The organism is Bacteroides stercoris ATCC 43183 (genome assembly GCF_025147325.1).
Classification (GTDB): Bacteria; Bacteroidota; Bacteroidia; order Bacteroidales; family Bacteroidaceae; genus Bacteroides; species Bacteroides stercoris.
Genome location: NZ_CP102262.1, coordinates 627,105 through 651,573 on the forward strand (window position 1 = coordinate 627,105; position 24,469 = coordinate 651,573).

Annotated in this window: 22 protein-coding genes and 1 tRNA gene; 14 read left to right on the plus strand and 9 right to left on the minus strand. The window is 47.6% G+C overall.

The genetic code is table 11. The features are described from left to right. Window positions 1-19 precede the first annotated feature (19 nt). From NQ565_RS02695 to NQ565_RS02705, 3 genes are read left to right on the plus strand one after another with little or no spacing between them, the layout of a single operon-like run. On the plus strand, window positions 20-463 hold the full coding sequence (locus NQ565_RS02695; RefSeq protein ID WP_005655487.1) for a helix-turn-helix domain-containing protein: 444 nt from the start codon (window positions 20-22) through the stop codon (window positions 461-463). A gap of 30 nt (window positions 464-493) precedes the next feature. Beyond that, the gene (locus NQ565_RS02700; RefSeq protein ID WP_005650570.1) at window positions 494-694 is read left to right on the plus strand and encodes a hypothetical protein; all 201 of its coding nucleotides are present in this window, start codon (window positions 494-496) and stop codon (window positions 692-694) included. Window positions 695-717: 23 nt separating this feature from the next. Continuing rightward, the gene (locus tag NQ565_RS02705; protein WP_005650572.1) at window positions 718-951 is read left to right on the plus strand and encodes a hypothetical protein; all 234 of its coding nucleotides are present in this window, start codon (window positions 718-720) and stop codon (window positions 949-951) included. A 164-nt stretch (window positions 952-1,115) separates the two neighbouring features. Here NQ565_RS02705 and NQ565_RS02710 read toward each other — a convergent pair whose 3' ends face one another. Next, window positions 1,116-1,358, minus strand: a complete 243-nt coding sequence (locus NQ565_RS02710; RefSeq protein ID WP_005655492.1) for a hypothetical protein — start codon at window positions 1,356-1,358, stop codon at window positions 1,116-1,118. Window positions 1,359-1,720: 362 nt separating this feature from the next. Here NQ565_RS02710 and NQ565_RS02715 point away from each other — a divergent pair, with 362 nt between their 5' ends. Further along, the gene (locus NQ565_RS02715; RefSeq protein ID WP_005655493.1) at window positions 1,721-2,443 is read left to right on the plus strand and encodes a DUF4468 domain-containing protein; all 723 of its coding nucleotides are present in this window, start codon (window positions 1,721-1,723) and stop codon (window positions 2,441-2,443) included. Window positions 2,444-2,942: 499 nt separating this feature from the next. On the opposite strand, the gene NQ565_RS02720 is transcribed toward NQ565_RS02715, so the two are convergent. Beyond that, on the minus strand, window positions 2,943-4,265 hold the full coding sequence (locus NQ565_RS02720; RefSeq protein WP_005655495.1) for a phage integrase SAM-like domain-containing protein: 1,323 nt from the start codon (window positions 4,263-4,265) through the stop codon (window positions 2,943-2,945). Between the two features lie 107 nt (window positions 4,266-4,372). Next, a tRNA-Arg gene (locus tag NQ565_RS02725) sits at window positions 4,373-4,444 on the minus strand. Between the two features lie 293 nt (window positions 4,445-4,737). On the opposite strand from NQ565_RS02725, the gene NQ565_RS02730 reads away from it, so the two are divergent. Together NQ565_RS02730 and NQ565_RS02735 are read left to right on the plus strand one after the other, a co-directional pair. After that, entirely contained in the window at window positions 4,738-6,585 is a 1,848-nt protein-coding gene (locus NQ565_RS02730) for a 2-oxoacid:acceptor oxidoreductase subunit alpha (protein ID WP_005655501.1), read from the plus strand. 14 nt (window positions 6,586-6,599) lie between these two features. Then, on the plus strand, window positions 6,600-7,604 hold the full coding sequence (locus NQ565_RS02735) for a 2-oxoacid:ferredoxin oxidoreductase subunit beta (RefSeq protein ID WP_005655503.1): 1,005 nt from the start codon (window positions 6,600-6,602) through the stop codon (window positions 7,602-7,604). A gap of 376 nt (window positions 7,605-7,980) precedes the next feature. Here the strand turns inward: NQ565_RS02735 and NQ565_RS02740 are convergent, their stop codons facing one another. Beyond that, window positions 7,981-8,145 (minus strand): hypothetical protein, encoded by a 165-nt coding sequence (locus NQ565_RS02740; RefSeq protein ID WP_153881346.1) that lies wholly within the window; start codon window positions 8,143-8,145, stop codon window positions 7,981-7,983. A 175-nt stretch (window positions 8,146-8,320) separates the two neighbouring features. Between NQ565_RS02740 and NQ565_RS02745 the strand changes: the two genes are divergently transcribed. Next, entirely contained in the window at window positions 8,321-11,701 is a 3,381-nt protein-coding gene (locus NQ565_RS02745) for a SusC/RagA family TonB-linked outer membrane protein (RefSeq protein ID WP_005655508.1), read from the plus strand. Window positions 11,702-11,736: 35 nt separating this feature from the next. Beyond that, on the plus strand, window positions 11,737-13,431 hold the full coding sequence (locus NQ565_RS02750) for a SusD/RagB family nutrient-binding outer membrane lipoprotein (RefSeq protein ID WP_005655510.1): 1,695 nt from the start codon (window positions 11,737-11,739) through the stop codon (window positions 13,429-13,431). A 156-nt stretch (window positions 13,432-13,587) separates the two neighbouring features. On the opposite strand, the gene upp is transcribed toward NQ565_RS02750, so the two are convergent. After that, window positions 13,588-14,247, minus strand: a complete 660-nt coding sequence (upp, locus tag NQ565_RS02755; RefSeq protein ID WP_005655512.1) for a uracil phosphoribosyltransferase — start codon at window positions 14,245-14,247, stop codon at window positions 13,588-13,590. 312 nt (window positions 14,248-14,559) lie between these two features. Between upp and pckA the strand changes: the two genes are divergently transcribed. Together pckA and NQ565_RS02765 are read left to right on the plus strand one after the other, a co-directional pair. Next, window positions 14,560-16,167 (plus strand): phosphoenolpyruvate carboxykinase (ATP), encoded by a 1,608-nt coding sequence (pckA, locus tag NQ565_RS02760; RefSeq protein WP_005655514.1) that lies wholly within the window; start codon window positions 14,560-14,562, stop codon window positions 16,165-16,167. A 94-nt stretch (window positions 16,168-16,261) separates the two neighbouring features. After that, complete coding sequence (locus NQ565_RS02765) at window positions 16,262-16,909, plus strand: nitroreductase family protein (protein WP_005655516.1); 648 nt, start codon at window positions 16,262-16,264, stop codon at window positions 16,907-16,909. Between the two features lie 104 nt (window positions 16,910-17,013). Here NQ565_RS02765 and typA read toward each other — a convergent pair whose 3' ends face one another. Continuing rightward, window positions 17,014-18,813, minus strand: coding sequence for a translational GTPase TypA (gene typA, locus NQ565_RS02770; protein ID WP_005655518.1), 1,800 nt, complete (start codon window positions 18,811-18,813; stop codon window positions 17,014-17,016). 156 nt (window positions 18,814-18,969) lie between these two features. Between typA and rpsO the strand changes: the two genes are divergently transcribed. After that, the gene (gene rpsO / locus NQ565_RS02775) at window positions 18,970-19,239 is read left to right on the plus strand and encodes a 30S ribosomal protein S15 (RefSeq protein WP_005655520.1); all 270 of its coding nucleotides are present in this window, start codon (window positions 18,970-18,972) and stop codon (window positions 19,237-19,239) included. A 102-nt stretch (window positions 19,240-19,341) separates the two neighbouring features. Here rpsO and NQ565_RS02780 read toward each other — a convergent pair whose 3' ends face one another. After that, the gene (locus tag NQ565_RS02780) at window positions 19,342-19,869 is read right to left on the minus strand and encodes a GNAT family N-acetyltransferase (protein ID WP_005655522.1); all 528 of its coding nucleotides are present in this window, start codon (window positions 19,867-19,869) and stop codon (window positions 19,342-19,344) included. A 96-nt stretch (window positions 19,870-19,965) separates the two neighbouring features. Between NQ565_RS02780 and NQ565_RS02785 the strand changes: the two genes are divergently transcribed. From NQ565_RS02785 to NQ565_RS02795, 3 genes are all read left to right on the plus strand, one after another. Beyond that, window positions 19,966-20,454 carry a DUF4251 domain-containing protein gene (locus tag NQ565_RS02785; protein ID WP_005655524.1) on the plus strand — a complete coding sequence of 163 codons (489 nt, stop codon included), beginning with the start codon at window positions 19,966-19,968 and terminating at the stop codon, window positions 20,452-20,454. Window positions 20,455-20,682: 228 nt separating this feature from the next. Further along, on the plus strand, window positions 20,683-21,258 hold the full coding sequence (locus NQ565_RS02790; protein ID WP_005655526.1) for a helix-turn-helix domain-containing protein: 576 nt from the start codon (window positions 20,683-20,685) through the stop codon (window positions 21,256-21,258). Window positions 21,259-21,468: 210 nt separating this feature from the next. Beyond that, on the plus strand, window positions 21,469-23,115 hold the full coding sequence (locus NQ565_RS02795; protein WP_005655528.1) for an AMP-binding protein: 1,647 nt from the start codon (window positions 21,469-21,471) through the stop codon (window positions 23,113-23,115). 129 nt (window positions 23,116-23,244) lie between these two features. On the opposite strand, the gene NQ565_RS02800 is transcribed toward NQ565_RS02795, so the two are convergent. Then, entirely contained in the window at window positions 23,245-23,733 is a 489-nt protein-coding gene (locus tag NQ565_RS02800) for an S-ribosylhomocysteine lyase (protein WP_005655530.1), read from the minus strand. Window positions 23,734-23,757: 24 nt separating this feature from the next. Further along, a complete protein-coding gene (locus NQ565_RS02805; RefSeq protein WP_005655531.1) occupies window positions 23,758-24,462 on the minus strand; it encodes a 5'-methylthioadenosine/adenosylhomocysteine nucleosidase in 705 nt (234 codons plus the stop codon). Window positions 24,463-24,469: the final 7 nt, after the last annotated feature.

A 24,469-nucleotide genomic window follows, 5' to 3' on the forward strand; every position in this document is an offset into this window, starting at 1 on the left:
TTAAAAATATTCCATTTATATGCAACGATTTGATTTAAAGAGTTTTAGAATTGATAGAAAACTTACTCAAAAGGAGTTAGCAGAGCTATTAATGTGCAAACAGAACTATATTTCAAATATAGAAAACGGAATTAAACCAATCTCAAAAGAGAAATTGGATATATTGCAGTCTAAATTCGGTGATATTTCAAAGTATTATTCGGATATATCACCAAAGCAAAATACGATATTAAAAGAAGTCACTCCCGAAGATTTCATGTTTGCTGGTGCTGACGCTTTTTCAAGACAAGTCGTAAAGATGATGAATGACAAGCTGATTGCACCTTATGGAATGTTAGTAGAAAAAGATAAGGAAATAGAACGGTTGAATAGATTGATAGGCAGATTGCAAAACGAAATAGAGGAACTTAAAAAGGGAAGTGCCCAAATGGAGAATCCTGCCGGATGTGCCAATGCCGTATAGTGTTTGGTTTAAAGCAAAGAAAGTATTGATATGGAAAAGTATTACAGAATGGTTATAAACCTCTACAAAGAAGTTCTTTTAATTAACCGGGTAAACCCCGATAGGGTATTAGATGCGCAAAGGGAAATATCCAACGCTATTACTACGGCTATAATAACCAATGAGCCTACAGGTGAATTGGAGTTGCTAAAATCCGATATAGAGAACTTGAAGAGCCATATATCGCAATGAATACCGTTATAAGCAAGCAAATAATGGAAAGGTTCTATAGTGCGCTGGATGCCATTATAGCCATGAAGAAAATAAGAGGAGTAAATACATACTGTAGGCTCAACAACATAGATAGAAGAAATTTTATTGCGCAAAGAAAAGACTTGGAGCGTGGATGGTTTCAATTATCTTGGTTGTATCCTATGGTTAAGGAGTATGGAGTAAGTGCCAAATGGCTGCTTACTGGATTTGGAAGAATGTTTGAAGAACAAAAATAGCCCCACGCAAACATTATTAGTCTGCATGGGGCTATTTCTTACAAATATTCCATATCACAAATTAGCAAGCCATTTCTTGCCAGATTTTGTTCTTAGCCAAATCATAAATGCACCCGTCACAACTATTCCAACGGTAAAGATAGCTCCTAACATTTCCATATCTATTATTTTAAAATTGTATTTCCTACTTTAGCAAGCATTATAGTCCAAACACTCCCTGCTGTCAAAACATACCAGTTTATACCAGCTTCCACATTGGCATATATCGGAGTTATTCCACCAAGAACCAAACCCGCAAATGTGAGCTGCGCCAAGTTAAAAAAGAATCCAGCAAGTTTTTCACGCCTCACTTTATCTTTCTCCTTGACTTCTTTCTTAGCTTCTTGTTGTACGCTCCAATTACCCATATAAACTACTATTTTCTACAAAGGTACAAAATCCCCGCTTATTTGGAAACAAAAACCTATATATTTTTGATACGTCATTATAAATATAACACTGCAAGACTATTTTTATAACAAATAAAAGATTATATTTGCTGCTGAATTAAAATATCACTAAATAGCATTGGCTATTGTTGTAGGGATTAAGAAAACGACCAAATTTTAGAAACAGCCCTCAGACAATTTGCTAATGCCTGCGCTTTGCGTGGGCATTACTCTTGTATGGGCTGTTAGGTGCTTGGTCGTACCTCTTAATCCTCGGAGTAATCCCACGCTTTCGTGTGTATTACAGTAGCTTGCTAAGTACAACCGTTAAATACACACTTATGAAAACTTTGCTAATGCTTTGCCTGATAGCTTTGATAACAGGAAATTCCTTTGCTCAAAACACGTATAGTGAAATTGGGGCTAAAACTGAATACATAACAGAGGTTAAGGGTTCAAAAGATTATTTGTTTTTAAATGCCCAACAGTGGGCGAGTACTAACACCACAGAGTGGGATTCGTCTATTGACACAAGCGATAAAGAAAGCGGGACAACCATTCTAAAAGTATCTTCATACCTATCTAAAAAAAATGGAGTAAACAGCTACTCTAAAATCAGAGTTAACATGAATGTGAAAATTGATTGTCGGGAAAACAAATACCGCATTATATTCTCAAACTTCACATCAAGTGTACAGCCTGATAGAAATGTCGAAACTGAATATCTTCCCACAAGTTCTTTAGAAAGTATGATTGAAGAGTTAGAGATGATTACCAAATTATCTGAATATGATTTTAAAAAAGAAACTTCATGGGGTTATGATAACATCATAAGCGTACGAGAAAAATACATTAGCCAAAATAAAGAGTACAAAGAAAAGATACTGACATTTGACAGTAATTCAAAAAAGGGGAAAAAAGAAATTAAATACCGGGAGAAGTGGATAAAAGAAAATGAGATTATTATTTCTTATTTAGATTACATCCTAAAAGGATTTGGTGATAAAGTCACTGAAATAAATAGTTCCATCAACAAGGTAATGAATGTAAGTGATGATTTTTGATACATAGAGGCGGTGCAATCAGCATCGCCTTTTTTTGTTCTTCCCCCACACCCCTATTTCATATATTTACTCTTAATTAACTATATAATATTATATATAGTATATATATTATCCCTTATAACTTGCGTAAAATTTTGCCTAAGCAAAAATAGGCTTGTAAATCACTGAACTATAACAGCTTACAAATTTTGCTTAGGCAAACGCAAAAAGGCTGTATTTTTGCTTAGGCAAAATAACGCTTATAACACTCTGTATTTCAATTATTTGCAAATTTTGCTTAGGCAAAACGCTATTTTTAGGCTTAAAAACAACTATTTTACTGACTATCAGTGTATTATAATTTTTGCTTAGGCAAAATCATTTTGCTTAGGCAATTTGCTTAGGCAAAATTTGTAACTATCTGATTATCAGAGACAATACAGATTTAGAGGATAGATAAACACCTATTAAAATTTTGCCTAAGCAAAAATAGGCTTGTAAATCACTGAACTATAACAGCTTACAAATTTTGCTTAGGCAAAACACGCTTATTTTTGGGTATATACTTCTTTTCTGTTACATCATCCAAAGATAGCTTGACATAATCCAATACCTTACGGTTGGCAGCATCTATGCTGTCCCACGATTTCGCAATATAAATATCCGTCACTCTCATATTTTCGTCCACGTGGTTAAGAGCTGTGTGAACGGTGTATTTATCTACTCCGGCTTCATTGCTTGCAATGGTTGCCCATGTATGCCGGGCTGCGTAAAACTCCAAATCATCTATTCCCAAATCATCACCAATCTTTTTCAAACCCTTGTTAATTGCAGCCGTAAAGCTATCCACGCTTGAATACAGCTTGTAGAAATTAAAGACCCTTTGCCCGGTATGGTCTTTATATTTTTTCATAAGGGCTTTTAGTTCCGGCTCTATCCTCACAGATATTTCCGCTTTGTCGGCTCTCCGATTCTTGGTTTTTGTCCGTTGGTATGTAATTCGTCCTTTCTTCAAATCCGTACAAGTGTACAAATCTACCGCATTCATTCCGATTAGGCAGAAACTCAAAAGAAAGACATCCTTTGCGAGATTGTACCTGTTTGTCCCCGGTTGCATAATCAAAGAATAAGGCAGCTCCGAAAATTTACGAAGTAAATCCGTAGAAATAGCCCTTTTTCTTGTAACTGGAACTTTGGGAATTTCCACCCTCTTAAAAGGAGAATAGGGAATGCGTATCAGCCCGGCATCCTCATCGTTAAACTCTTTCTTTGCTCGGTTGTGTATGGCTCTTAGCTGGGATATATATAGGCTCTGTGCCCTTTCTCCGTGATTGGCTTCGGGTTTGGAACGTGCCGGATTCTCCTTTATCCACTTTATCCAATCATTGATAAACTTAACCGTGATTTCTTTTATGCTCACGCTATCCCTGCCAACAAAGCGTACAAGGTTGTTAATAGCTACTTGGTAAGAAAGCGCATTGCCTGTATGCCCGGTTTCCTTTAAGTGCAATATGTATTGACGGGCATAAGCCACTATATCCAAATCGAAGTGTTCCCCATTGTCGTTAGTGATTGCATCTACCACCTGCTCAACGGTCATGGATTTAAGCCGTTCCCCCATGCGGTCACAAATGGAACGGTATTTCTTTATCATATCATCGGTGGCATCTATGTACTTTTGGTTTTTCAATTTGAAAGTCGTGCGTGTCAAATCATCCTTTGTCACGTAGTAAGTGGTCGGGATGTACTTTTTCCTCTTTTGGTGTATAACCCTTATCTTTATATTATATGTGCCGTCAGCCCTTTTTTGGTGAGCGTACACCTCTGCTTTGAATGTAGCCATAATCTTTGTAGAACTATAGTAGAACTTTTATCCGCAAATATACCTATTTTTTGCTGTAAATGCTGTAAAAAAAGAAGTCCACCCCGTAATGGAATGGACTTGAAAAGTAGCTCCGAGGGGAATCGAACCCCTATCTAAAATTTAGGAAATTCTTGTTCTATCCGTTGAACTACAGAGCCTTATGTAATAATTATCGTTATAACTTCCTTTTCTTATTTACTATAAATCTAAATTTTACTACCTTTGCATTGTTTGGAAGAACATACGTTTAGGAAACTTCTATTCTATCCGTTGAACTACAGAGCCTTTTTGCATACATTCTGCATATAGCAATGGAATGCGGGTACAAAGATAATGTATTCTGCTGATTTTCCGAAAAAAGTTTTGTTAATCCGATTAACTTTACGAAATTTGTCTTTGAACAAAATAAGTATAAGTTTCCTTATATAATACATATAATAATTCGTAAGTTATGGCAAACGACATGATGGTCAAAGAACTGGAGCAAGTGGTAGTCCGCTTCTCCGGAGACTCCGGCGACGGTATGCAGCTCGCCGGCAACATCTTTTCAACAGTTTCGGCTACGGTAGGTAATGACATCAGTACATTCCCCGATTATCCGGCAGACATCCGCGCCCCGCAAGGCTCACTGACGGGCGTATCCGGTTTCCAGGTACATATCGGTGCAAACAAAGTCTATACCCCCGGTGATAAATGCGATGTACTGGTAGCGATGAATGCCGCTGCGTTAAAAACACAGTATAAGTTTGCCAAATCTACCGCATGTATTATCATCGATACGGACGCATTCCAGAAATCGGATTTGGAAAAGGCCGCTTTCAAGACGGACAACCCCATTGAAGAAATGGGCATCAAACAGGATGTCATTGCCGCTCCTATCTCCCAAATGGTGAAAGACTGCCTTGCCGACACGGGTATGGACAACAAATCCATGCTGAAGTGCCGCAACATGTTTGCAGTGGGACTGGTATGTTGGCTGTTCAGCCGCGACCTGACGATAGCCGAAGAGTTTATCCGCGAGAAATTCGCCAAGAAACCTGAAATTGCAGAAGCCAATATCAAGGTTATCCGCGCCGGATACGACTACGGGCACAACACCCACGCATCCGCCTCTCACACTTACAAGATTGAAAGCAAAGTAAAGACTCCCGGACGCTATATGGACATTACGGGCAACAAGGCCACGGCCTACGGCTTCATAGCCGCTGCCGAGAAAGCAGGCCTGAAGCTTTACCTGGGTTCTTACCCCATCACCCCCGCAACCGATGTGCTGCACGAACTTTCCAAGCACAAGTCACTGGGCGTAATGACCGTACAGTGCGAAGACGAGATTTCCGGTTGCGCCTCCGCTGTCGGAGCATCCTTTGCCGGAGCATTGGCGGTTACCTCCACCTCCGGACCGGGTATCTGCCTGAAATCGGAAGCCATGAACCTGGCTGTCATCATGGAACTGCCGCTGGTGGTGCTCGATGTACAGCGCGGCGGCCCTGCAACAGGTCTGCCCACCAAGTCCGAGCAGACCGACTTGCTGCAAGTACTCTTCGGCCGTAACGGCGAAAGCCCCATGCCTGTACTTGCCGCCACCTCACCGACAGACTGCTTTGAATGCGCCTACATGGCATCCAAGATAGCACTGGAGCACATGACCCCCGTCGTACTGCTTACCGATGCTTTCGTTGCCAACGGCTCGGCAGCGTGGAAACTGCCCAAGCTTGCCGATTATCCCGCTATCGTTCCGCCTTATGTACGCCCCGAAATGCAGGGTTCATGGACACCCTACCAGCGCGATGAAAAGACCGGCAGCCGCTATTGGGCCATCCCCGGAACAGAGGGCTTCACCCACATCCTCGGCGGATTGGAGAAAGACAACAAGACAGGCGCCATCTCTACCGACCCTGAGAACCACGACCTGATGACCCGCCTGCGTGCCGAAAAGATTGCCAAAATCGAAGTGCCCGATGTAGAAGTGGAAGGCGACAAGGACGATGCCGAACTGCTGATTGTCGGCTTCGGCGGCACTTACGGCCATCTGCACGCCGCTATGGACGAACTCCGCGCCACAGGCAAGAAAGCGGCCCTCGCCCACTTCAAGTTCATCAATCCGCTGCCCAAGAATACGGCAGAGGTGATGAAGCGCTACAAGAAAGTAGTGGTGGCCGAGCAGAACATGGGACAGTTTGCCGGATACCTGCGTATGAAAGTAGACGGTTTCGTTCCCTACCAGTTCAATCAGGTGAAAGGCCAGCCCTTCCTGGTGAACGAGTTAGTACAAGCATTTGAGGAGATTATCAAGAACTAAAAAAGAAAAGAACTATGTGCGAATATACAGCAAAAGACTTCAAGAAAGGGCAACCCCGCTGGTGTCCGGGTTGCGGTGACCATTTTTTCCTCGCGTCCCTGCATAAGGCTATGGCCGAAATCGGCGTTCCGCCTTACAAAACAGCAGTAATCTCAGGTATCGGCTGTTCCAGCCGTCTGCCCCACTATATGAATACCTACGGCATGAACACCATTCACGGACGTGCCGCTGCCATTGCCACCGGTTGCAAGGTTGCCAATCCGGAACTCACCGTATGGCAGGTGAGCGGCGACGGCGACGGACTCGCCATCGGCGGCAACCACTTTATCCATGCCAACCGCCGCAACATCAACCTGAACATGATTCTGCTGAACAACCGTATCTACGGCCTGACGAAAGGACAATACTCTCCGACGTCTCCCCGCGGTTTCGTCAGCAAATCATCTCCTTACGGTACGGTAGAAGACCCGTTCCATCCGGCAGAACTCTGCTTCGGTGCACGCGGCCACTTCTTTGCACGCGCCGTTGCCACGGATGCAGCCGGAACGGTGGAAATCCTGAAAGCCGCCTACAACCACAAAGGAGCCAGCGTCTGCGAGATTCTCCAGAACTGCGTCATCTTCAATAACGGCACGCACGATGCCGTTGCCAAGAAAGAAGACCGCGCCAAACACGCCATCTATCTGGAACATGGCAAGCCCATGCTCTTCGGCGAGAACAACGAATACGGACTGATGCAGGAAGGCTTCGGGCTGAAAGTGGTGAAGCTCGGCGAGAACGGCATTACGGAAAAGGATATTCTTATCCACGATGCCCATTGCGAGGACAACACCCTGCAACTGAAACTTGCCCTGATGGAAGGCCCTGACTTCCCGATTGCCCTCGGCGTAATCCGCGATGTGGAAGCTCCCACCTACGATGATGCCGTACATGCACAAATCGAAGAGGTATCCGCCAAGAAAAAGTATCACAACTTTGAGGAACTGCTGATGACCAATGATACCTGGGAAGTGAAATAACCTCCACGGAACAGGAATTCAGTTTACACACATTCCCCCTTCACCCTCCACATCCCTTTATCCATAAGGGACAGCGGGTGAAGGGGGCTTTTTATATCCCGATTGGCCATAAAGAAACAAGCGGCATCAGCTCTCCAAAGGCAGAGGCAAAATACCGATATGCCTCAGCATAAAGGTGACAATACACTGTATAAAACCCCGTTGCGCATCTACTAAAACCCCGTTTTCCAACTGCGGGCCGTGCGGTTGCCAATTGCGGGCTGTACGGTTGCCAGCTGCGGGCCGGACAGCCCGCAACCGGAAAACGAAGAAATACATAAGGGACAAGCACATTTTACAAGGTGCATCGGGAAGTTTTCCACCAGGCATTGGCACATTATACCCGGGAGATTGCCCCGCTCACACGCGGTATAATCCTATTTTCCACACGGTCTTCCGGATGCAGGCACAAAGTATAATCCGCCGGAAAACCGCCGGAATAAGATGCAAACGCCACAAGTGTGGAATGGCAACCTGCAAGTGTGGATTTTTTCCACAACATTCCACAACCTGCATACACATATTATAAGTATTTATAAAAAAACAATGAACTGAATATCATAGGCATAAATACTTTGCATAGTCTACGTATCTTTTTTGGCATACTGCTTGCTTATAACAAATACAAATAAAATCCAACAGATTTAATTGTACAAGGAAATAATCATTGTGGAAATATGAAGTCTATCAAGAAAAAACGGAGTATGGCTTCGCACAGGAAGCTGCATTTTCAAAAGGTATTAGGTAGTATGATTGTGGCATTGGCGCTTCTGTTTGCAGGAAGTGCCGGTGCGCAGGAAACCAAAACAATCAAAGGTATGGTAAGGGATGTGACGGGAGAGCCGCTTATCGGCGCCAGCGTCATAGAGAAAGGAACCAACAACGGTGTCATTACCGATGTGGACGGAAACTTTACACTGACCGTGCCTGCCGATGCAACGCTGTCCATAGCCTATATGGGCTATGCCACCCGCGAAATACATCTGGCAAAACGCAAGAAGCAGGGCGACCTGAGGGTAACGCTGAGAGAGGACTCGCAACAGTTGAAAGAGGTGGTTGTCACGGCCATGGGTATCAAGAAGGATACCAAACGGCTGGGTTACGCGGTGAGCACTATCGAATCGGACGAGATAGTGAAGGCGGGAGCAACCAACTTTGCATCCGCCATGTACGGTAAGGCGCCGGGCATCCGCATCACGCAGACGCAGGGCGGTTCCGCCGGAGCCGTGTCTATCAATGTACGCGGACTCACGTCCATCACCGGAAACAACCAGCCGCTCATCATCCTGGACGGCGTGCCCATCCGTAACGGCGGAACGGGCAAGAGTACCGACTTTGCCGAGTTCGGCAACGACGGACAGATACGTTCCAACGGTCTGGTGGACATCAACCCCGAAGATATTGAAAGCGTAAGTGTGCTGAAAGGCGCTTCGGCCACGGCACTTTACGGTTCGGAAGCGGCAAACGGCGCGGTGGTTATCACCAGCAAACGCGCCAAAAGCGGCAAACTGACGGTGGACTTCACCGCACAGGTCACCGCCAACCTGCCCGCCTATCTGCCGAAAGTACAGACCGTATACGGCCCGGGACGTTACAACACGGAATACAGCGATTACGAAAAACAAACGGGCGGTTTCTACCAGCGCACCATGAACGGCGAAAGCTACAGAAGTCTGTATAATACGACCATGTCTTTCGGTCCGAAGTACGACGGCAGCGACGTGCTGTACTGGGACGGCAAGATGCGCCCCTACCTGCCGGCTACGGACAATCCGTGGAAAGAGCTGTTCCGCACGGGCTGGAACCAGACCTACAACCTCGCCATCTCGCAGGGTACGGAGACCAGCAGCAACCGCTTCTCCTACACCTTCATGGGTGAAACGCCCAACTCGCTGACGGGCAGCTTCACCAAACATAACTTCAAGCTGACGGGTTCTTACAAACCGGCAAGGACGCTGAACATAGAATACTCGCTGAACTACATCGTGCAGGATGTAAAGGACCGCCCGCAAACATCGCTGAACCTGTACGGCAGTTTCAGCAATATGTTCTCCTCCTTCATGGATATCCCCTATCTGAAGCAGAGCTACGTCACCAGCCTGGGCTACCGCAACACGTACGCAGGCGGCGATGCCACACTGACACCGGACGAAGCCTGGGCATACGACCCGGGATACCTGAACGGCGTATCGAATATGCTCTGGAACATGTATCACCACCACAGCAAGGAGACAGAGAACCGCCTCATCGGTATGATACGCCCCACCTGGCAGATAACCAATTGGCTGAGTCTGCGCGCCCAGCTCTCTACCGACATCACGGACACCAAGCAGACGCTGGAGTACGAGACGGAACGCCCCAACTCCCTGTACGACCCCAGCGGCAGTTTCCAGAACATCAACCGACGCTATGACATCGTGTACGGCGATGTGATGCTGAACTTCAACTACAACATCCGCCGTTTCGACATTGCCGCCACACTGGGCTGGACGGGACGTTACGAAAACATGAACAACATGCGCGTCTCCACCAACGGCGGTCTGGTTACGGAAAACTGGTTCGACCTCAACGCCAGCCGCTACACCGCCAGCAGCACGCTGCAACGTATGGAACTGCTGAAAACGGGATACATGGGTACGCTGAGCCTGGGTTGGGACAACTACCTGTTCCTCGAACTCACCGGGCGTCAGGAACGTTCGTCCACACTGAAGGACCAAAGTTTCTTCTACCCCTCCGCCAACCTCAGTTTCCTGTTCTCGAACGCCTTCCGCATGCCTGCATGGTGGAATCACGGCAAACTCCGCCTCTCCTACGGCGTCGTAGGTAACGCACCGGAAACGTATGCCGCCAACATCATCTACGAGCAGGGTTCGGACAACGGCTTCACATGGAACTACGTTCCTTCTTCGTGGGGAAATGCCAATATCCGCCCCGAAAAGAAGTACGAATACGAAATAGGTTTTGAAAGCAAGTTCCTCAACAACCGGCTGGGCTTCGACGTATCCTACTACAACAACCGCGTGAAAGACCAGATACTCTCCACGCCGCAACCCTCCACATCGGGTGTGAAGTACGTGCTGATGAACGTGGGAGAGGTGGCCAACGAAGGCTGGGACATCTCCGTAAGCGCCACTCCGGTACTGACCAAGAATTTCCGCTGGGACCTGACGGCCAACTACGGCATCTACCGCAACAAGGTCGTGAAGCTCGCCGACGGCGTACCGTACCTCGAAATATCCAACATAGGCGGTGGCGGAGCCAAGATACAGGCCGTAGAGGGACGCCCGATGGGTGACATCTACGTGCAAGTGCCCCAGATGAACGAAAACGGAGAGTATCTCGTATCGGACAAGGGACTTTACATGAACCAGACCGAACTGCAAAAAGTAGGAAACATCAACCCCGACGGCGTAGGCGGTCTGTTCAGCTCGTTCTCCTACAAGAACATCTTCCTGGATTTCAGTATCGACTTCCGCATAGGCGGCGACGTCATCAACGAGATGTACCAGTATTCCACCGCATCGGGTCTGACACCGGAGTCGCTGCAATTCCGCGATACGGAACACGGCGGCCTGTCCTACTACTATCCGGGCAACAACAACGCCAGCGGCGTGCCCGTGCAGGTAGACCCGTCACTGGGTGCAGGGCCTAACGGAGAAACCGTTTATCACGACGGCGTTATCCTGCCGGGCGTAGTGGCCTCCACCGGCGAGAAGAACACGCGCATCATCCCTGCCGGCTACTATTACAACCAGACCTACAACTGGGGTACCCAGCCCGAACAGCTTACGTACCGCCACTCGGTATTCGACAACAGCTATGTGAAGCTGCGCGAGCTGACCATCGGCTACCAGTTTCCGGAAAAGCTGATTTCCAAACTGGGCATGACGCGGCTGAGCGTTTCAGTGTTCGGACGCAACTTGTTTTACTTCTACAAGGCACTGAAGAATTACGATGCGGAATCTTCCGTAGGAACATCCTGGGCAAGCCAGGCGGTAGTGGGCGGCTCCACTACGGCAACACGTAATTTCGGTGTGTCGCTGCGGGCAAGCTTTTAGGAAATAGAGAATTGAAAAATAAGACTTTAGAGTGAATGACAATGGATATGAAAAAGATAAATATAGGAGCGTTCGTTGTAGCGGGAGCCATGCTGATGACAGCTTCCGGCTGTACGGACTCCGACTTCGACAGCAAATACGAAGACCCCTCAAAGGTCAACCAGGTTACCATCAGCAACCTCATGGTGGGAGTTTTCCAGAAAGTGAAAGATTATGACATATATGAGTACGGACGTTTCTTCGGCTTCGACTCACAGTTTGTGGGCAAGTACGCGCAGACCTTCGGCTACAGCTATTCGGGTGGTATGTACAGCCCCGGATATGCGCCTGCCATAGACGGGCAATGGGACAACCTGTATTCGGCACTGATGCAATACCGCAAGATGGAATCGCTGTACAATGAAGAGAACGATACGCAGAAGGCACAGGACGAAGCCTTTATGCTGGCAGCCAAAGTGCAACTGTACGACTTCTTTGCCGCAACGGTGGATATTTTCGGCGACATGCCTTTCTTCAAAGCATGCACCCTGCCGCTGACCAACGACGTAAACGGTTCTTACGCTCCCTACGACAAGGCGGAAGATATTTATAAGACAATCCTTGACGAACTGAAAGACATCGCCCCGCGTTTCCGTTCGGCAACCGTACCGAAAAACTTCAGTACCCAGGACTTCATCAACCTGGGAGATATGGAGAAATGGGAACGCTATGCAAACTCCCTGCGCCTGCGCCTTGCCATGCGTGTAGCCACGCAGGGAGCTTTGCAGGCGGAAGGACGTTCGGTTATCAAGGAGATATTGGAAAACCCCGCCGACTATCCGCTCGTAGAGGAGCAGGGAAACAACATCTTCATCGTCAACCAGAAGTCCGGGCAGCTGAACTTCACCGCCGGCCACGGATTGGGCGACTGGATTACGAACCGTCTTGCTTCGGGCCCTATCATAGACCGTATGCTGAGCCACGGCAACTATGACATGACCAGCAACGATCCGCTAAGCGGCGTCTACGTTAAAGGCGAAGACGACCCCCGCATCCTGCTGAACTACAATCCCGTGAGCATCACCAACCGCGAAACCGGACAAGTGGACGAACACCGTTACCTGGGTACGGACCTCACGGTAGCAGACGAGCTGACGGAGTATTACAGCGCTCAGGCACAAGACGAAGTGAACACCGCCAACAAAGGTTTCTCGCAGATTACCCAAAGAGGCTTTTTCTGGGAAAACGATAAATTCGATATGCTGATAATGGCTTCGCCAGAGATACATTTCCTGAAAGCGGAAGCCTATGCCATGGGGTATGGTGTGGCGCAGGATATGGCGAAGGCGGGAGAGGAATTCAAGACGGCTGTCAGCCAATCCATCGCCCTGTATTACTATTACGATTCGATAGGTTCGGGAGAGAATTGCCGCCGTTACGACGCTCCTACCGATGAAGAGATTGCAGACTTTGCCAATGACAGATGGAACAGTACGGCATACGTGGACAAACTGGACGCCATCATCACGCAGAAATGGCTGCACTTCGGTTTCCTTGTCAGCCGCGAGGCATGGAGTGACATCCGCCGCACAGGCTATCCTTCGGGACTGGTGTTCCCGGAAGTGTCGGGTACTATCCCCAATGTGCCGAACCGCTGGAGATACCCCAGCACGGAAGTGAACTACAATCCGTACTATAAGGATGTAGCCGGCACAGACACGTATACGGAAAAGCTGTTCTGGGCCAAGTGAACAATGAGAGCGAAGCGGGAATGGATATCCTGATGCAGTAACTTGCAAACATAAAAGAGCCGTATCATTACTCACAAACGGAGTTGATACGGCTCTCTTTATGGTTCAATGAACAGTGCCGGGGTTCGGATTGGACGGTCGCAACCGCCCTGCGGATTACAGCTTGTCGCCGAATGCCAAGTCTCCGGCATCGCCCAGCCCCGGTACTATATACGAATGCTCATTCATATCCGGGTCGATAGCGCCGCACCACAAGGAAACCTCGTCGCCGGGGAAGAGTTTCTGCAAGTGCTCTACTCCCTGCCGGCTGGCAATGACGCAGGCAATCTGCAGTTTGGCAGGCGTACCCTTGGTAAGGAAAGCCTTCCAGGCAAGTTCCATGCTTTCGCCCGTAGCAAGCATCGGGTCAACCAGTAACAGAGTCTTGCCGGAAAGGTCGGGAGTGGCGATATACTCGATGTGCACATCCACCGTACGGCACTCTTTATCCTTATAATAACGGTAAGCGGAAACGAAAGCATTGCCCGCACGGTCGAACACATTCAGGAAACCGGCATGCAAGGGAAGCCCGGCACGGAAGACGGTGGCAATCACCACATCATCATCGAAAGTGCTGACAGGGGCTATTCCCAGCGGCGTTTGTACCTGCTTTTCGGAATAGGTGAGTTCCTTACTCATTTCGTACGCCATGATTTCGCCGATGCGTTCGATGTTCCGGCGGAAACGCATACGGTCGGACTGTACTTGCACATCACGTATCTCCGCCATGTATTGGTTCAAGACTGAGTTAGTCTCGGCAAAGTTGATAACTTTCATTATATTATCTGATTAAAATATGTATTGGTTATTCCGTATATTGATAGAACAGAAGTGCAAAGTAAACGAATTCCACTCAATTTGCAACATTCAGTTTGCAGATATTGTTACGGTTCTATAAAAGATTTCCTATTACAGAAAAATTTCTCTAATAGGATGTTTCTTTAAAAATAAAGTATTACTTTTGTAGTCGCAAAAACAAGGGCCTTACTGAACAACGCGGTTTTCCACAAACTCGCCCCCTTGCAATGAAGCATACGAATGCGAAGAGAGATTATAAACCAAATACCAATTTTAAAATCTTAAAAAGAAATGGCAAATTTAGATTTAAGCAAGTACGGTATCAAAGACGTGAAGGAAATCATCCACAACCCGTCTTATGATGTATTGTTCGCTGAAGAGACCAAACCGGGTCTGGAAGGCTTCGAAAAAGGTCAAGTAACTGAACTTGGTGCTGTGAACGTAATGACTGGTATCTATACCGGACGTTCTCCTAAAGATAAATTCTTTGTAATGAACGAAGCCAGCAAGGATTCTGTATGGTGGACTTCAGAAGAATACAAAAACGACAACAAACCCTGCTCTGAAGAAGCATGGGCCGACCTGAAAGCTAAAGCTGTAAACCAGCTGAGCGGCAAGCGTCTGTTCGTTGTCGATACTTTCTGCGGTGCTAACGAAGCTACCCGCATGAAAGTACGTTTCATCATGGAAGTAGCTTGGCAGGCTCACTTCGTAACTAACATGTTCATCCGCCCGACTGCTGAGGAACTTGCTAACTACGGCGAACCTGATTTCGTATCATTCAACGCTTCCAAAGCAAAAGTTGACAACTACAAGGAACTGGGTCTGAACTCTGAAACAGCTACTGTATTCAACTTGAAGACCAACGAACAGGTTATCCTGAACACTTGGTACGGCGGTGAAATGAAGAAGGGTATGTTCTCTATCATGAACTACAAGAACCCGCTTCGCGGTATCGCTTCCATGCACTGTTCTGCCAACACCAACATGGAAGGTACGGACTCTGCTATCTTCTTCGGTCTGTCAGGTACAGGTAAGACTACTTTGTCTACCGACCCGAAACGTCTGCTGATCGGTGACGACGAACACGGATGGGATGACGAAGGTGTATTCAACTACGAAGGCGGTTGCTACGCTAAGGTTATCAACCTCGACAAAGAAAGCGAACCCGATATCTACAACGCCATCAAACGTGACGCTCTGCTGGAGAACGTAACTGTTGACGCTGACGGCAAGATTGACTTCGCCGATAAGAGCACAACTGAAAATACTCGTGTTTCTTATCCTATCTATCACATCAACAACATCGTTAAGCCGGTATCTAAAGGTCCTCACGCTCATCAGGTAATCTTCCTGTCGGCTGATGCCTTCGGTGTATTGCCTCCGGTATCTATCCTGAACCCCGAACAGGCTCAGTACTACTTCCTGTCCGGTTTCACCGCTAAGCTGGCCGGTACGGAACGCGGTATCACAGAACCGACTCCGACATTCTCTGCTTGCTTCGGTGCTGCTTTCCTGAGCTTGCATCCTACTAAATATGCAGAAGAACTGGTTAAGAAGATGAACAAGGTCGGCGCTAAGGCATACTTGGTTAACACCGGCTGGAACGGTAGCGGCAAGCGTATCTCTATCAAAGATACACGTGGTATCATCGACGCTATCCTCGACGGTTCTATCGACAAGGCTCCGACAAAGGTTATTCCTTACTTCGACTTTGTTGTTCCGACAGAATTGCCGGGTGTTGATCCGAAGATTCTTGATCCTCGCGACACTTATGAATGTGCTTGCCAATGGGAAGAAAAAGCAAAAGACCTGGCAGGACGTTTCATCAAGAACTTCGCTAAGTTCACAGGTAACGAAGCCGGTAAGGCTTTGGTTGCTGCTGGTCCGAAACTCTAATAGAACCAGATTATATATTTTAAGGCGGCTTTCGTTCTCGGAAGCCGCTTTTTTTGTTAGATTTGCGAAGAAACAATTTAATAGACAACAGAGAATGAAGAGTGTAAAGGTTATGCTGTTAGGCGCAAGCCTATTGATGCTGTCCGCTTGCGGGCCGCAGGTACAGAAAGAGAGTGAAGCCACAGTTACGGAGAAAAGCAATTCGGAAGCGATAATCGAGACAATCCTATCGCGCCGCAGCGTCCGCAAGTACAAACCGGAAGCTGTGAACCGGGACACGATGAAGGTAATCTTGGAGTGCGGCATCAACGCCCCCAACGGTCAGAACAAACAGTCCTGGGCGGTACGCGTAGTAGACAACCCGGAATTCCTGAACGGGGTAAGTGAAATCTTCAAGCAGAAGAACCCGAAAGCAGCGGAAGACCCCAATTTCAAGAATATGTTCCGCAATGCGCCCACGGTAGTGTTCATCGGAAATGATACTTCGTACGACTGCTCGCAGATAGACTGCGGACTGCTGGGTGAGAATATGGTACTTGCCGCCTGGTCTATGGGCATAGGCTCCTGCTGTCTGGCAAGCCCCACACGCTTTATGACCGATACGCCCGAAGCTGCCGAATACCTCAAAAGACTGGAACTTCCCGAAGGATACCGGCTGCTTTACTGCATTGCTTTCGGATATCCGGATGAAACGCCTGCCGCCAAGCCGAGAGATGCCGCCAAAGCGAAATACGTAGACTGACCGATAAAATAAAAACTTCAGGATACCCCATTGCAATAAAAGAAGGAGTGCTCCACCTTTACAGCGAAGCACTCCTTCTTATATATAACAACTAAAAAGTAAAATCAGTTCTTATTGGCACGCTTGCGCTCTGTCTCATCCAAGATAACCTTACGCATACGCATGGATTTGGGAGTAACCTCTACATACTCGTCTCCCTTGATATATTCCAACGCTTCCTCCAGAGAGAACTGCACCGGCGGAATCAGACGCGCTTTCTCGTCGGAACCGGAAGCACGCATGTTGGTCAGTTTCTTTGATTTGGTAACGTTCACCACAAGGTCGTTATCGTGAGAGTGCTCGCCTACAACCTGTCCGGCATACACTTCTTCCTGCGGGAAGATGAAGAACTTACCGCGATCCTGCAATTTATCGATGGCATAGGCAAAGGCTGTACCCGACTCCATGGCAATGATGGAACCGTTGGTACGGCGTTCGATTTCACCCTTATAGGGTTGGTATTCCTTAAAGCGGTGCGCCATGATAGCTTCACCGGCAGAGGCAGTCAGCACATTGGTACGCAAACCGATAATACCGCGCGACGGCATATTGAACTCAAGGTTCACACGCTCGCCGGCGCTTTCCATTTTCACCATTTCACCTTTACGACGGGTTACCATATCGATAATCTTGCTGGCATACTCTTCGGGAACGTTGACCGTGAGCTCCTCGATAGGCTCGTTCTTCACGCCGTCTATCTCCTTGAAGATAACCTGCGGCTGGCCTACCTGCAACTCATATCCCTCGCGGCGCATCGTCTCAATCAACACGGAAAGGTGAAGCACGCCACGGCCGGACACCACCCACTTTCCGTCTTCCTCGCTCTTGCGTACGCGAAGCGCAAGGTTCTTGTCCAACTCCTTCATCAGACGGTCATGTATATGGCGGGAAGTTACAAACTTACCTTCTTTGCCGAAGAACGGAGAATCGTTGATAGTAAACAGCATACTCATGGTAGGCTCGTCAATGGCGATGGGCGGCAATGCTTCGGGGTTCTCGTAGTCGCAAATCGTATCTCCGATTTCAAACCCTTCGATACCCACTAAGGCGCAGATATCACCGGAAGATACCTCCGATACCTTCACACGGCCCATACCTTCAAACGTATGCAGTTCTTTAATCTTCGACTTGACGATTGTACCATCGCGCTTTGCCAAAGACACGTTCATGCCTTCCCGCAAAGTACCGCGATGTACACGGCCTACGGCGATACGGCCGGTATAAGAGGAGTAGTCCAATGAGGTCACCAGCATCTGCGGCGTACCTTCCAACTGTGTAGGAGCGGGAATGTTCTCCAGAATGCAGTCCAGCAGCGGATAGATATTGTCCGTCGGCTTCTGCCAGTCCGTGCTCATCCAGTTGTTCTTTGCCGAACCGTAGATAACGGGGAAGTCCAACTGCTCTTCCGTAGCTTCCAGACTGAACATCAGGTCGAACACCATTTCATAGACTTCTTCGGGGCGACAGTTGGGCTTGTCCACCTTGTTGACTACAACAATAGGTTTCAAACCGATCTGCAAAGCTTTCTGCAATACAAAACGGGTCTGCGGCATCGGGCCTTCAAAAGCATCCACCAACAGGATACATCCGTCGGCCATATTCAATACACGTTCCACTTCGCCACCGAAGTCGCTGTGTCCCGGAGTATCGATAATATTAATTTTCGTGTCTTTATAGCTGATAGAAACGTTTTTGGAAAGGATTGTTATCCCTCGCTCACGCTCCAAATCATTGTTATCCAACATTAATTCACCTGTGCTCTGGTTGCTGCGGAAAAGGTTTCCTGCCAGAAGCATCTTATCTACAAGCGTCGTTTTCCCATGATCGACATGGGCAATAATTGCAATGTTTCTAATATTTTGCATATAATACCTATTATTTGACCGCAAAGGTACGAATTTTACAGTATATACATCACAGAGAAAAGATTTTTTTGCTGAATATCATTGCAATATAAAAGATAATATCTATCTTTGCACGCTCGAAAGAGAAAAGAATTATCAACTTTTTAATTAAACACTATGTATTTAGACGCTGCTAAAAAGCAAGAAATCTTCGGCAAATACGGGAAGTCTAACACTGATACTGGCTCAGCAGAGGCCCAGATAGCTTTGTTTTCATACCGTATTGCTCATCTGACTGAGCATATGAAGCTCAACAGAAAGGATTATAGTACAGAAAGAGCCTTGACAATGTTGGTAGGTAAGCGCCGCGCGCTGTTGAACTACCTGAAAGACCGCGACATCAACAGATATCGTGCCATTGTTCAGGAACTCGGCTTGCGTAAGTAATTTACTTGCGGTAAACTTATTAAAGCGGCGGTATTTTCCAATGAGAATACCGCCGTTTTACTTTTATCACAGTCTTCCCTGTACAGGGGTTTTAAAAGCCTATTACAATTGTACCTTATAGAGTACGTGCTCTTTCAGCAGATGCCCGTCGGGCACTGCAGGGTGCATAAAATTCTTTTCAAATTCCATCCCTATCTTCTGCATCACCCGTTGCGAACGTTTATTGGTCAGCGAAGTAAAAGCCCGGACCATAGAAAACGGAAGATTCTCCTTAGCATAAGCCAGACATGACTTCGCTGCTTCGGTAGCATACCCCCGACCCCAATATTCCTGCTTCAATCGCCACAGTATCTCAATACCCGGAGCAAAGTCCACATCAAACATAAAGTTATGAAAGCCCGTAAACCCCACAAAGGCTCCATCGGACTTCTGCTCGATGGCATATCCGCCATATCCGTACTGAAGAAACTCATTCCTGACAGTATCAAAAAGATTGCGCGACTCTTCCCCGGACAAAGGATGCAGAAAGAACTCCATGACAGACGGATTCCCGTTCATCTCTGCGAAAGGAACGAAGTCTTCTTCTTTCCAATCGCGCAATATCAAACGGGGAGTTTCAATATATACCATACTTAATAATCTTTATTCTCATACAAAAATACTGAATCCGTTTTACTTCTCAAAAACATTATCTTTATCTTTGTTGATACCTAAAACCAAACAACGATGAAAACAGCTAAATTAATTCTATTATGTTTGTCGGGAATGCTTGCCATGCAGTCCGCAACAGCACAAAGCCGGAGTGAAAAGAAAGCACAGACCGAACGTAACGTCAGGGAAGCGATAAATGCCGATCACTACAAAATCAACGTAGACTATATGCAACCCATGAAAGGTCGCAGCCGCGCCCTGACATCCGACTACTCCATCGAAATCAGGAATGACTCCGTCTTTTCTTACCTGCCCTACTTCGGAGTGGCATACAATGTACCTTACGGCGGCGGGAAGGGATTGATATTTAATGCCCCGATAACCGGATACAGGAAAGAAAGCCTCAAAAAAGGAAAAACCCGGATTGATTTCAAAACCGGCAACGAAGAAGATAAATATGAATACAGCCTTACTATCTATTCCGACGGTTCGGCCAACATACATATCCAGCCGATGAACAGACAGGCCATTTCATACTCCGGAGAGTTGGATATAAAAGAGTAAGGAACCTCTATCAGGCTTCATGCAATCATAAACCATACGTCTGCGAATATCACTCTTGCTCTGAGAAAGCCGGAATAGCGATGGCATACAGACAAAATCTCCTGTACACCTGCAAAGACCATAAGCAAACTTTTCGTCATAGAATGTTGCACCAAGTAAAAGAATATCTTATTTTTGCAATTTACAGCTATTAATCATAACCTTTTAGACTGAAAATACTATCAAATTATGGATACAAGTAAGATTGTAGGAGAAAAAATCAAATCACTCCGCGAAAGCCAGTCCATCAGCATGGAAGAGCTGGCGCAACGTTCGGGGCTCGCCATCGAACAAATCGAACGCATCGAAAACAATATCGACCTGCCTTCATTGGCTCCGCTCATCAAAATAGCCCGCGTACTGGGCGTGCGTCTCGGCACATTCCTTGACGACCAGGACGAGAACGGTCCTGTGGTATGCCGCAAGTCGGAAGCAAAGGACAGCATCAGCTTCTCCAACAACGCTATCCACTCGCGCAAACACATGGAGTACCACTCTCTTTCCAAATCAAAAGCAGACCGCCACATGGAGCCGTTCATCATTGACGTAGCTCCCACGGACGACAGCGATTTCGTTCTTTCCTCACACGAAGGCGAAGAATTCATCATGGTTATGGAAGGAACCATGGAAATCAGCTACGGCAAGCACACCTACCTGCTCGAAGAAGGGGACAGCATCTACTACGATTCCATCGTACCGCACCATGTACACGCCTATGAAGGACAGGCAGCCAAAATACTGGCAGTAATTTATACACCAATCTGATAAGTATAAGGCATAAGGGAGTGTGTCAAAATACACTTGATGATTTCTTTTAGGCACGGATTACACGGATTCTACGGAAACACAGATTTTCTTTGTTCTTTTTCCGTGAAATCCGTGTAATCCGTGCCTAAAAAGAAACAAACGGCAAGCGAATTTTAGTTTTGACATACCCTCTTATATTTCATACTTCATACGTTAATTAGCATCGTTATGTTATACGAAAGAACGCTTGGCCAATGGCTGGAGCATTGGGCCACAACTACACCTGACAAAGAATACATTGTTTACTCCGACCGTAATCTGCGCTTCACCTGGAGCCAGTTCAACCGCAGAGTGGACGACATGGCAAAAGGACTTATCGCTATCGGCGTGGAACGGGGAACACACGTCGGCATCTGGGCGGCAAACGTACCGGACTGGCTGACATTGCTGTATGCCTGCGCCAAAATAGGCGCCGTTTATGTAACGGTAAACACCAACTATAAACAAGCCGAACTGGAGTACCTGTGCGAGAATTCGGATATGCACACGCTCTGTATCGTCAACGGCGAGAAAGACAGCGACTTCGTGCAGATGACCTACACCATGCTGCCTGAACTGAAAACCTGCCAGCGCGGACATCTGAAAAGCGAGCGCTTCCCTTATATGAAGAATGTAATCTACGTAGGGCAGGAAAAGCACAGAGGAATGTACAACACTTCCGAAATTCTGCTTTTAGGCGACAACGTGGAAGACACCCGTCTGAATGAGCTCAAAAGTCGGGTAAGTTGCCACGACGTAGTAAACATGCAGTACACTTCGGGCACTACCGGATTCCCGAAAGGGGTAATGCTTACCCACTACAACATCACTAACAACGGTTTCCTCACCGGCGAGCATATGAAATTCACCGCCGCTGACAAACTCTGCTGTTGCGTCCCCCTGTTCCACTGCTTCGGCGTGGTGCTTGCCACAATGAACTGCCTTACCCACGGCTGTACACAAGTCATGGTGGAACGCTTCAACCCGTTGGTGGTGCTTGCATCCATCCACAAAGAACGATGCACCGCACTCTACGGCGTACCCACAATGTTCATAGCCGAGTTGCACCATCCGATGTTCGACCTGTTCGATATGTCCAGCCTGCGCACGGGTATCATGGCCGGCTCTCTCTGCCCCGTCGAGCTGATGAAGCAGGTAGAGGAAAAGATGTACATGAAAGTAACCAGCGTTTACGGCCTAACGGAAGCCGCTCCCGGCATGACCGCCACGCGAATAGACGACTCGTTCGATGTACGTTGCAACACCGTAGGACGCGACTTTGAGCATACCGAAGTGAAAGTCATCGACCCGGAAACCGGCGAAGAGTGCCCGGTAGGCGTGCAGGGTGAAATGTGCAACCGCGGTTACAACACCATGAAAGGATATTATAAGAATCCGCAGGCCACAGCCGAGGTCATCGACAAGAACGGTTTTCTGCACTCCGGAGACTTGGGCGTAAAAGACGAGGACGGCAACTACCGCATCACCGGACGTATCAAAGACATGATTATCCGCGGCGGTGAAAATATCTATCCGCGCGAAATCGAAGAGTTTCTCTATCAACTGGAAGGCGTCAAGGATGTGCAGGTAGCCGGCATCCCTTCCAAGAAGTACGGCGAAGCGGTCGGCGCATTCATTATCCGGCACGAGGGGGCAGACCTGCACGAATCGGATGTACGCGACTTCTGCATCGGCAAGATTTCCCGTTACAAGATTCCCAAATATATTTTCTTTGTAAAAGAGTTCCCCATGACAGGAAGCGGCAAGATACAGAAATTCAAGCTGAAAGACATAGGGCTGCAACTTTGCAAGGAGCAAGGAATAGAAATTATTTAAGCAGTTAGGAGTAAACCAAGTAAATATGGGGAATTAGCTTATACTATCTGTCATTCAGAGCATCGCAAAGAAGCTCTGAATGACAGATACTCTTAACATAAATGTATTTTTCAACATTCATTCAACCACTCACTCCGCTTTCTCGGGGTAGTTCATATTCTCTTCCGTCATCTGTTCCAGCACTTCATGCAAATACTTGGCAGACTCCCATTTTGCCATGGGCAGGTCGTGGAGCAGGTAATTGCCGCAATCCTGCGGAGCAGCACCGGGAACTTCGCCCTCATATCCGGCAACAAAGCGGAACGTATCCTGCATCAGCGGTACGATGTCCTGCGGCTGCAAATCGCCTTTCATCAGCAGATAATTGCCGGTAAGGCAGCCCATGGGGCCCCAATAGATAATCTTGTCCTGCCATTGCGGTTCATTGCGCAGGTAAGTGGCAGCCAGATGCTCGATAGTGTGCAGGGCGCCTTGTCCCAATGCCGGTTCGCGGTTGGGCTCTTTCATACGAATATCAAAAGTCGTGATGACTTCTCCGTTCACTTCATCCTTGCGCGATACGTAAATACCGCGCAGCAAACGGATGTGATCGATGGTAAAGCTGGGTATTTTCTTCATAAGTTATAAGTTGTGAGTTATGAGTTATAAGTTGTCGGGCAGGGTGGAAAGGAAAGTCCATGTCGTAAGGAAAGAACGTTCCGCCATCGTACCCCAAAAATCGGCATATTGCGAAGAGTGGTCTTCCACGCCCGGCGTATCGCTGATGATACGGAAGCTGAGGAAAGGAATGCCGTACAGATAGCAGGTCTGCGCAATGGCAGCGGACTCCATATCGACAGCCAGTCCAGCCGGGAAGCGGCGTTTGATGGCATCCAGCTCTGTGCGGTTGGTGATAAACCGGTCGCCGGTACATATCAGTCCGCTATGAATACGGCTTTCCAATCCGGTCTTGTTCAGAGACAAAGCATGTTCCAAAAGCGGGGCGCACCCCTTGTACACTGCAGGCAATCCCTGCACCTGACCGTACTCGTTACCGTCACCGCACCATACATCGTGGTACGCCAGAGAGTCGCTCGCCACTACATCCGTCACCTTGAGACAAGCGTCGATGCCGCCCGCCACACCGGTACTCACAATGCAGTCCGGGGCAAAACGGCGTATCAGCTCCGTAGCTCCAACCGCCGCATTCACCTTACCGATGCCGCATTGCGTAAGTATCACGCGGTTGCTGCCAAGCATACCTTCCACATAGTGCAGATTACCGTAATCCGCTACCTTCTTCTCCTGTAAACGTTCCGCCAGTTGGCGGTGTTCGCTATCCATTGCACTGATAACACCTATCGTCATGCTTACC

Bases quoted from the DNA above. Each gene is read 5' to 3' on its own strand.
- NQ565_RS02695 (WP_005655487.1), top strand. From the start codon at position 20: ATGCAACGATTTGATTTAAAGAGTTTTAGAATTGATAGAAAACTTACT.
- NQ565_RS02700 (WP_005650570.1), top strand. From the start codon at position 494: ATGGAAAAGTATTACAGAATGGTTATAAACCTCTACAAAGAAGTTCTT.
- NQ565_RS02705 (WP_005650572.1), top strand. From the start codon at position 718: ATGGAAAGGTTCTATAGTGCGCTGGATGCCATTATAGCCATGAAGAAA.
- NQ565_RS02710 (WP_005655492.1), bottom strand. From the start codon at position 1,358: ATGGGTAATTGGAGCGTACAACAAGAAGCTAAGAAAGAAGTCAAGGAG.
- NQ565_RS02715 (WP_005655493.1), top strand. From the start codon at position 1,721: ATGAAAACTTTGCTAATGCTTTGCCTGATAGCTTTGATAACAGGAAAT.
- NQ565_RS02720 (WP_005655495.1), bottom strand. From the start codon at position 4,265: ATGGCTACATTCAAAGCAGAGGTGTACGCTCACCAAAAAAGGGCTGAC.
- NQ565_RS02730 (WP_005655501.1), top strand. From the start codon at position 4,738: ATGGCAAACGACATGATGGTCAAAGAACTGGAGCAAGTGGTAGTCCGC.
- NQ565_RS02735 (WP_005655503.1), top strand. From the start codon at position 6,600: ATGTGCGAATATACAGCAAAAGACTTCAAGAAAGGGCAACCCCGCTGG.
- NQ565_RS02740 (WP_153881346.1), bottom strand. From the start codon at position 8,145: ATGTTGTGGAAAAAATCCACACTTGCAGGTTGCCATTCCACACTTGTG.
- NQ565_RS02745 (WP_005655508.1), top strand. From the start codon at position 8,321: ATGAAGTCTATCAAGAAAAAACGGAGTATGGCTTCGCACAGGAAGCTG.
- NQ565_RS02750 (WP_005655510.1), top strand. From the start codon at position 11,737: ATGACAATGGATATGAAAAAGATAAATATAGGAGCGTTCGTTGTAGCG.
- upp (WP_005655512.1), bottom strand. From the start codon at position 14,247: ATGAAAGTTATCAACTTTGCCGAGACTAACTCAGTCTTGAACCAATAC.
- pckA (WP_005655514.1), top strand. From the start codon at position 14,560: ATGGCAAATTTAGATTTAAGCAAGTACGGTATCAAAGACGTGAAGGAA.
- NQ565_RS02765 (WP_005655516.1), top strand. From the start codon at position 16,262: ATGAAGAGTGTAAAGGTTATGCTGTTAGGCGCAAGCCTATTGATGCTG.
- typA (WP_005655518.1), bottom strand. From the start codon at position 18,813: ATGCAAAATATTAGAAACATTGCAATTATTGCCCATGTCGATCATGGG.
- rpsO (WP_005655520.1), top strand. From the start codon at position 18,970: ATGTATTTAGACGCTGCTAAAAAGCAAGAAATCTTCGGCAAATACGGG.
- NQ565_RS02780 (WP_005655522.1), bottom strand. From the start codon at position 19,869: ATGGTATATATTGAAACTCCCCGTTTGATATTGCGCGATTGGAAAGAA.
- NQ565_RS02785 (WP_005655524.1), top strand. From the start codon at position 19,966: ATGAAAACAGCTAAATTAATTCTATTATGTTTGTCGGGAATGCTTGCC.
- NQ565_RS02790 (WP_005655526.1), top strand. From the start codon at position 20,683: ATGGATACAAGTAAGATTGTAGGAGAAAAAATCAAATCACTCCGCGAA.
- NQ565_RS02795 (WP_005655528.1), top strand. From the start codon at position 21,469: ATGTTATACGAAAGAACGCTTGGCCAATGGCTGGAGCATTGGGCCACA.
- NQ565_RS02800 (WP_005655530.1), bottom strand. From the start codon at position 23,733: ATGAAGAAAATACCCAGCTTTACCATCGATCACATCCGTTTGCTGCGC.
- NQ565_RS02805 (WP_005655531.1), bottom strand. From the start codon at position 24,462: ATGACGATAGGTGTTATCAGTGCAATGGATAGCGAACACCGCCAACTG.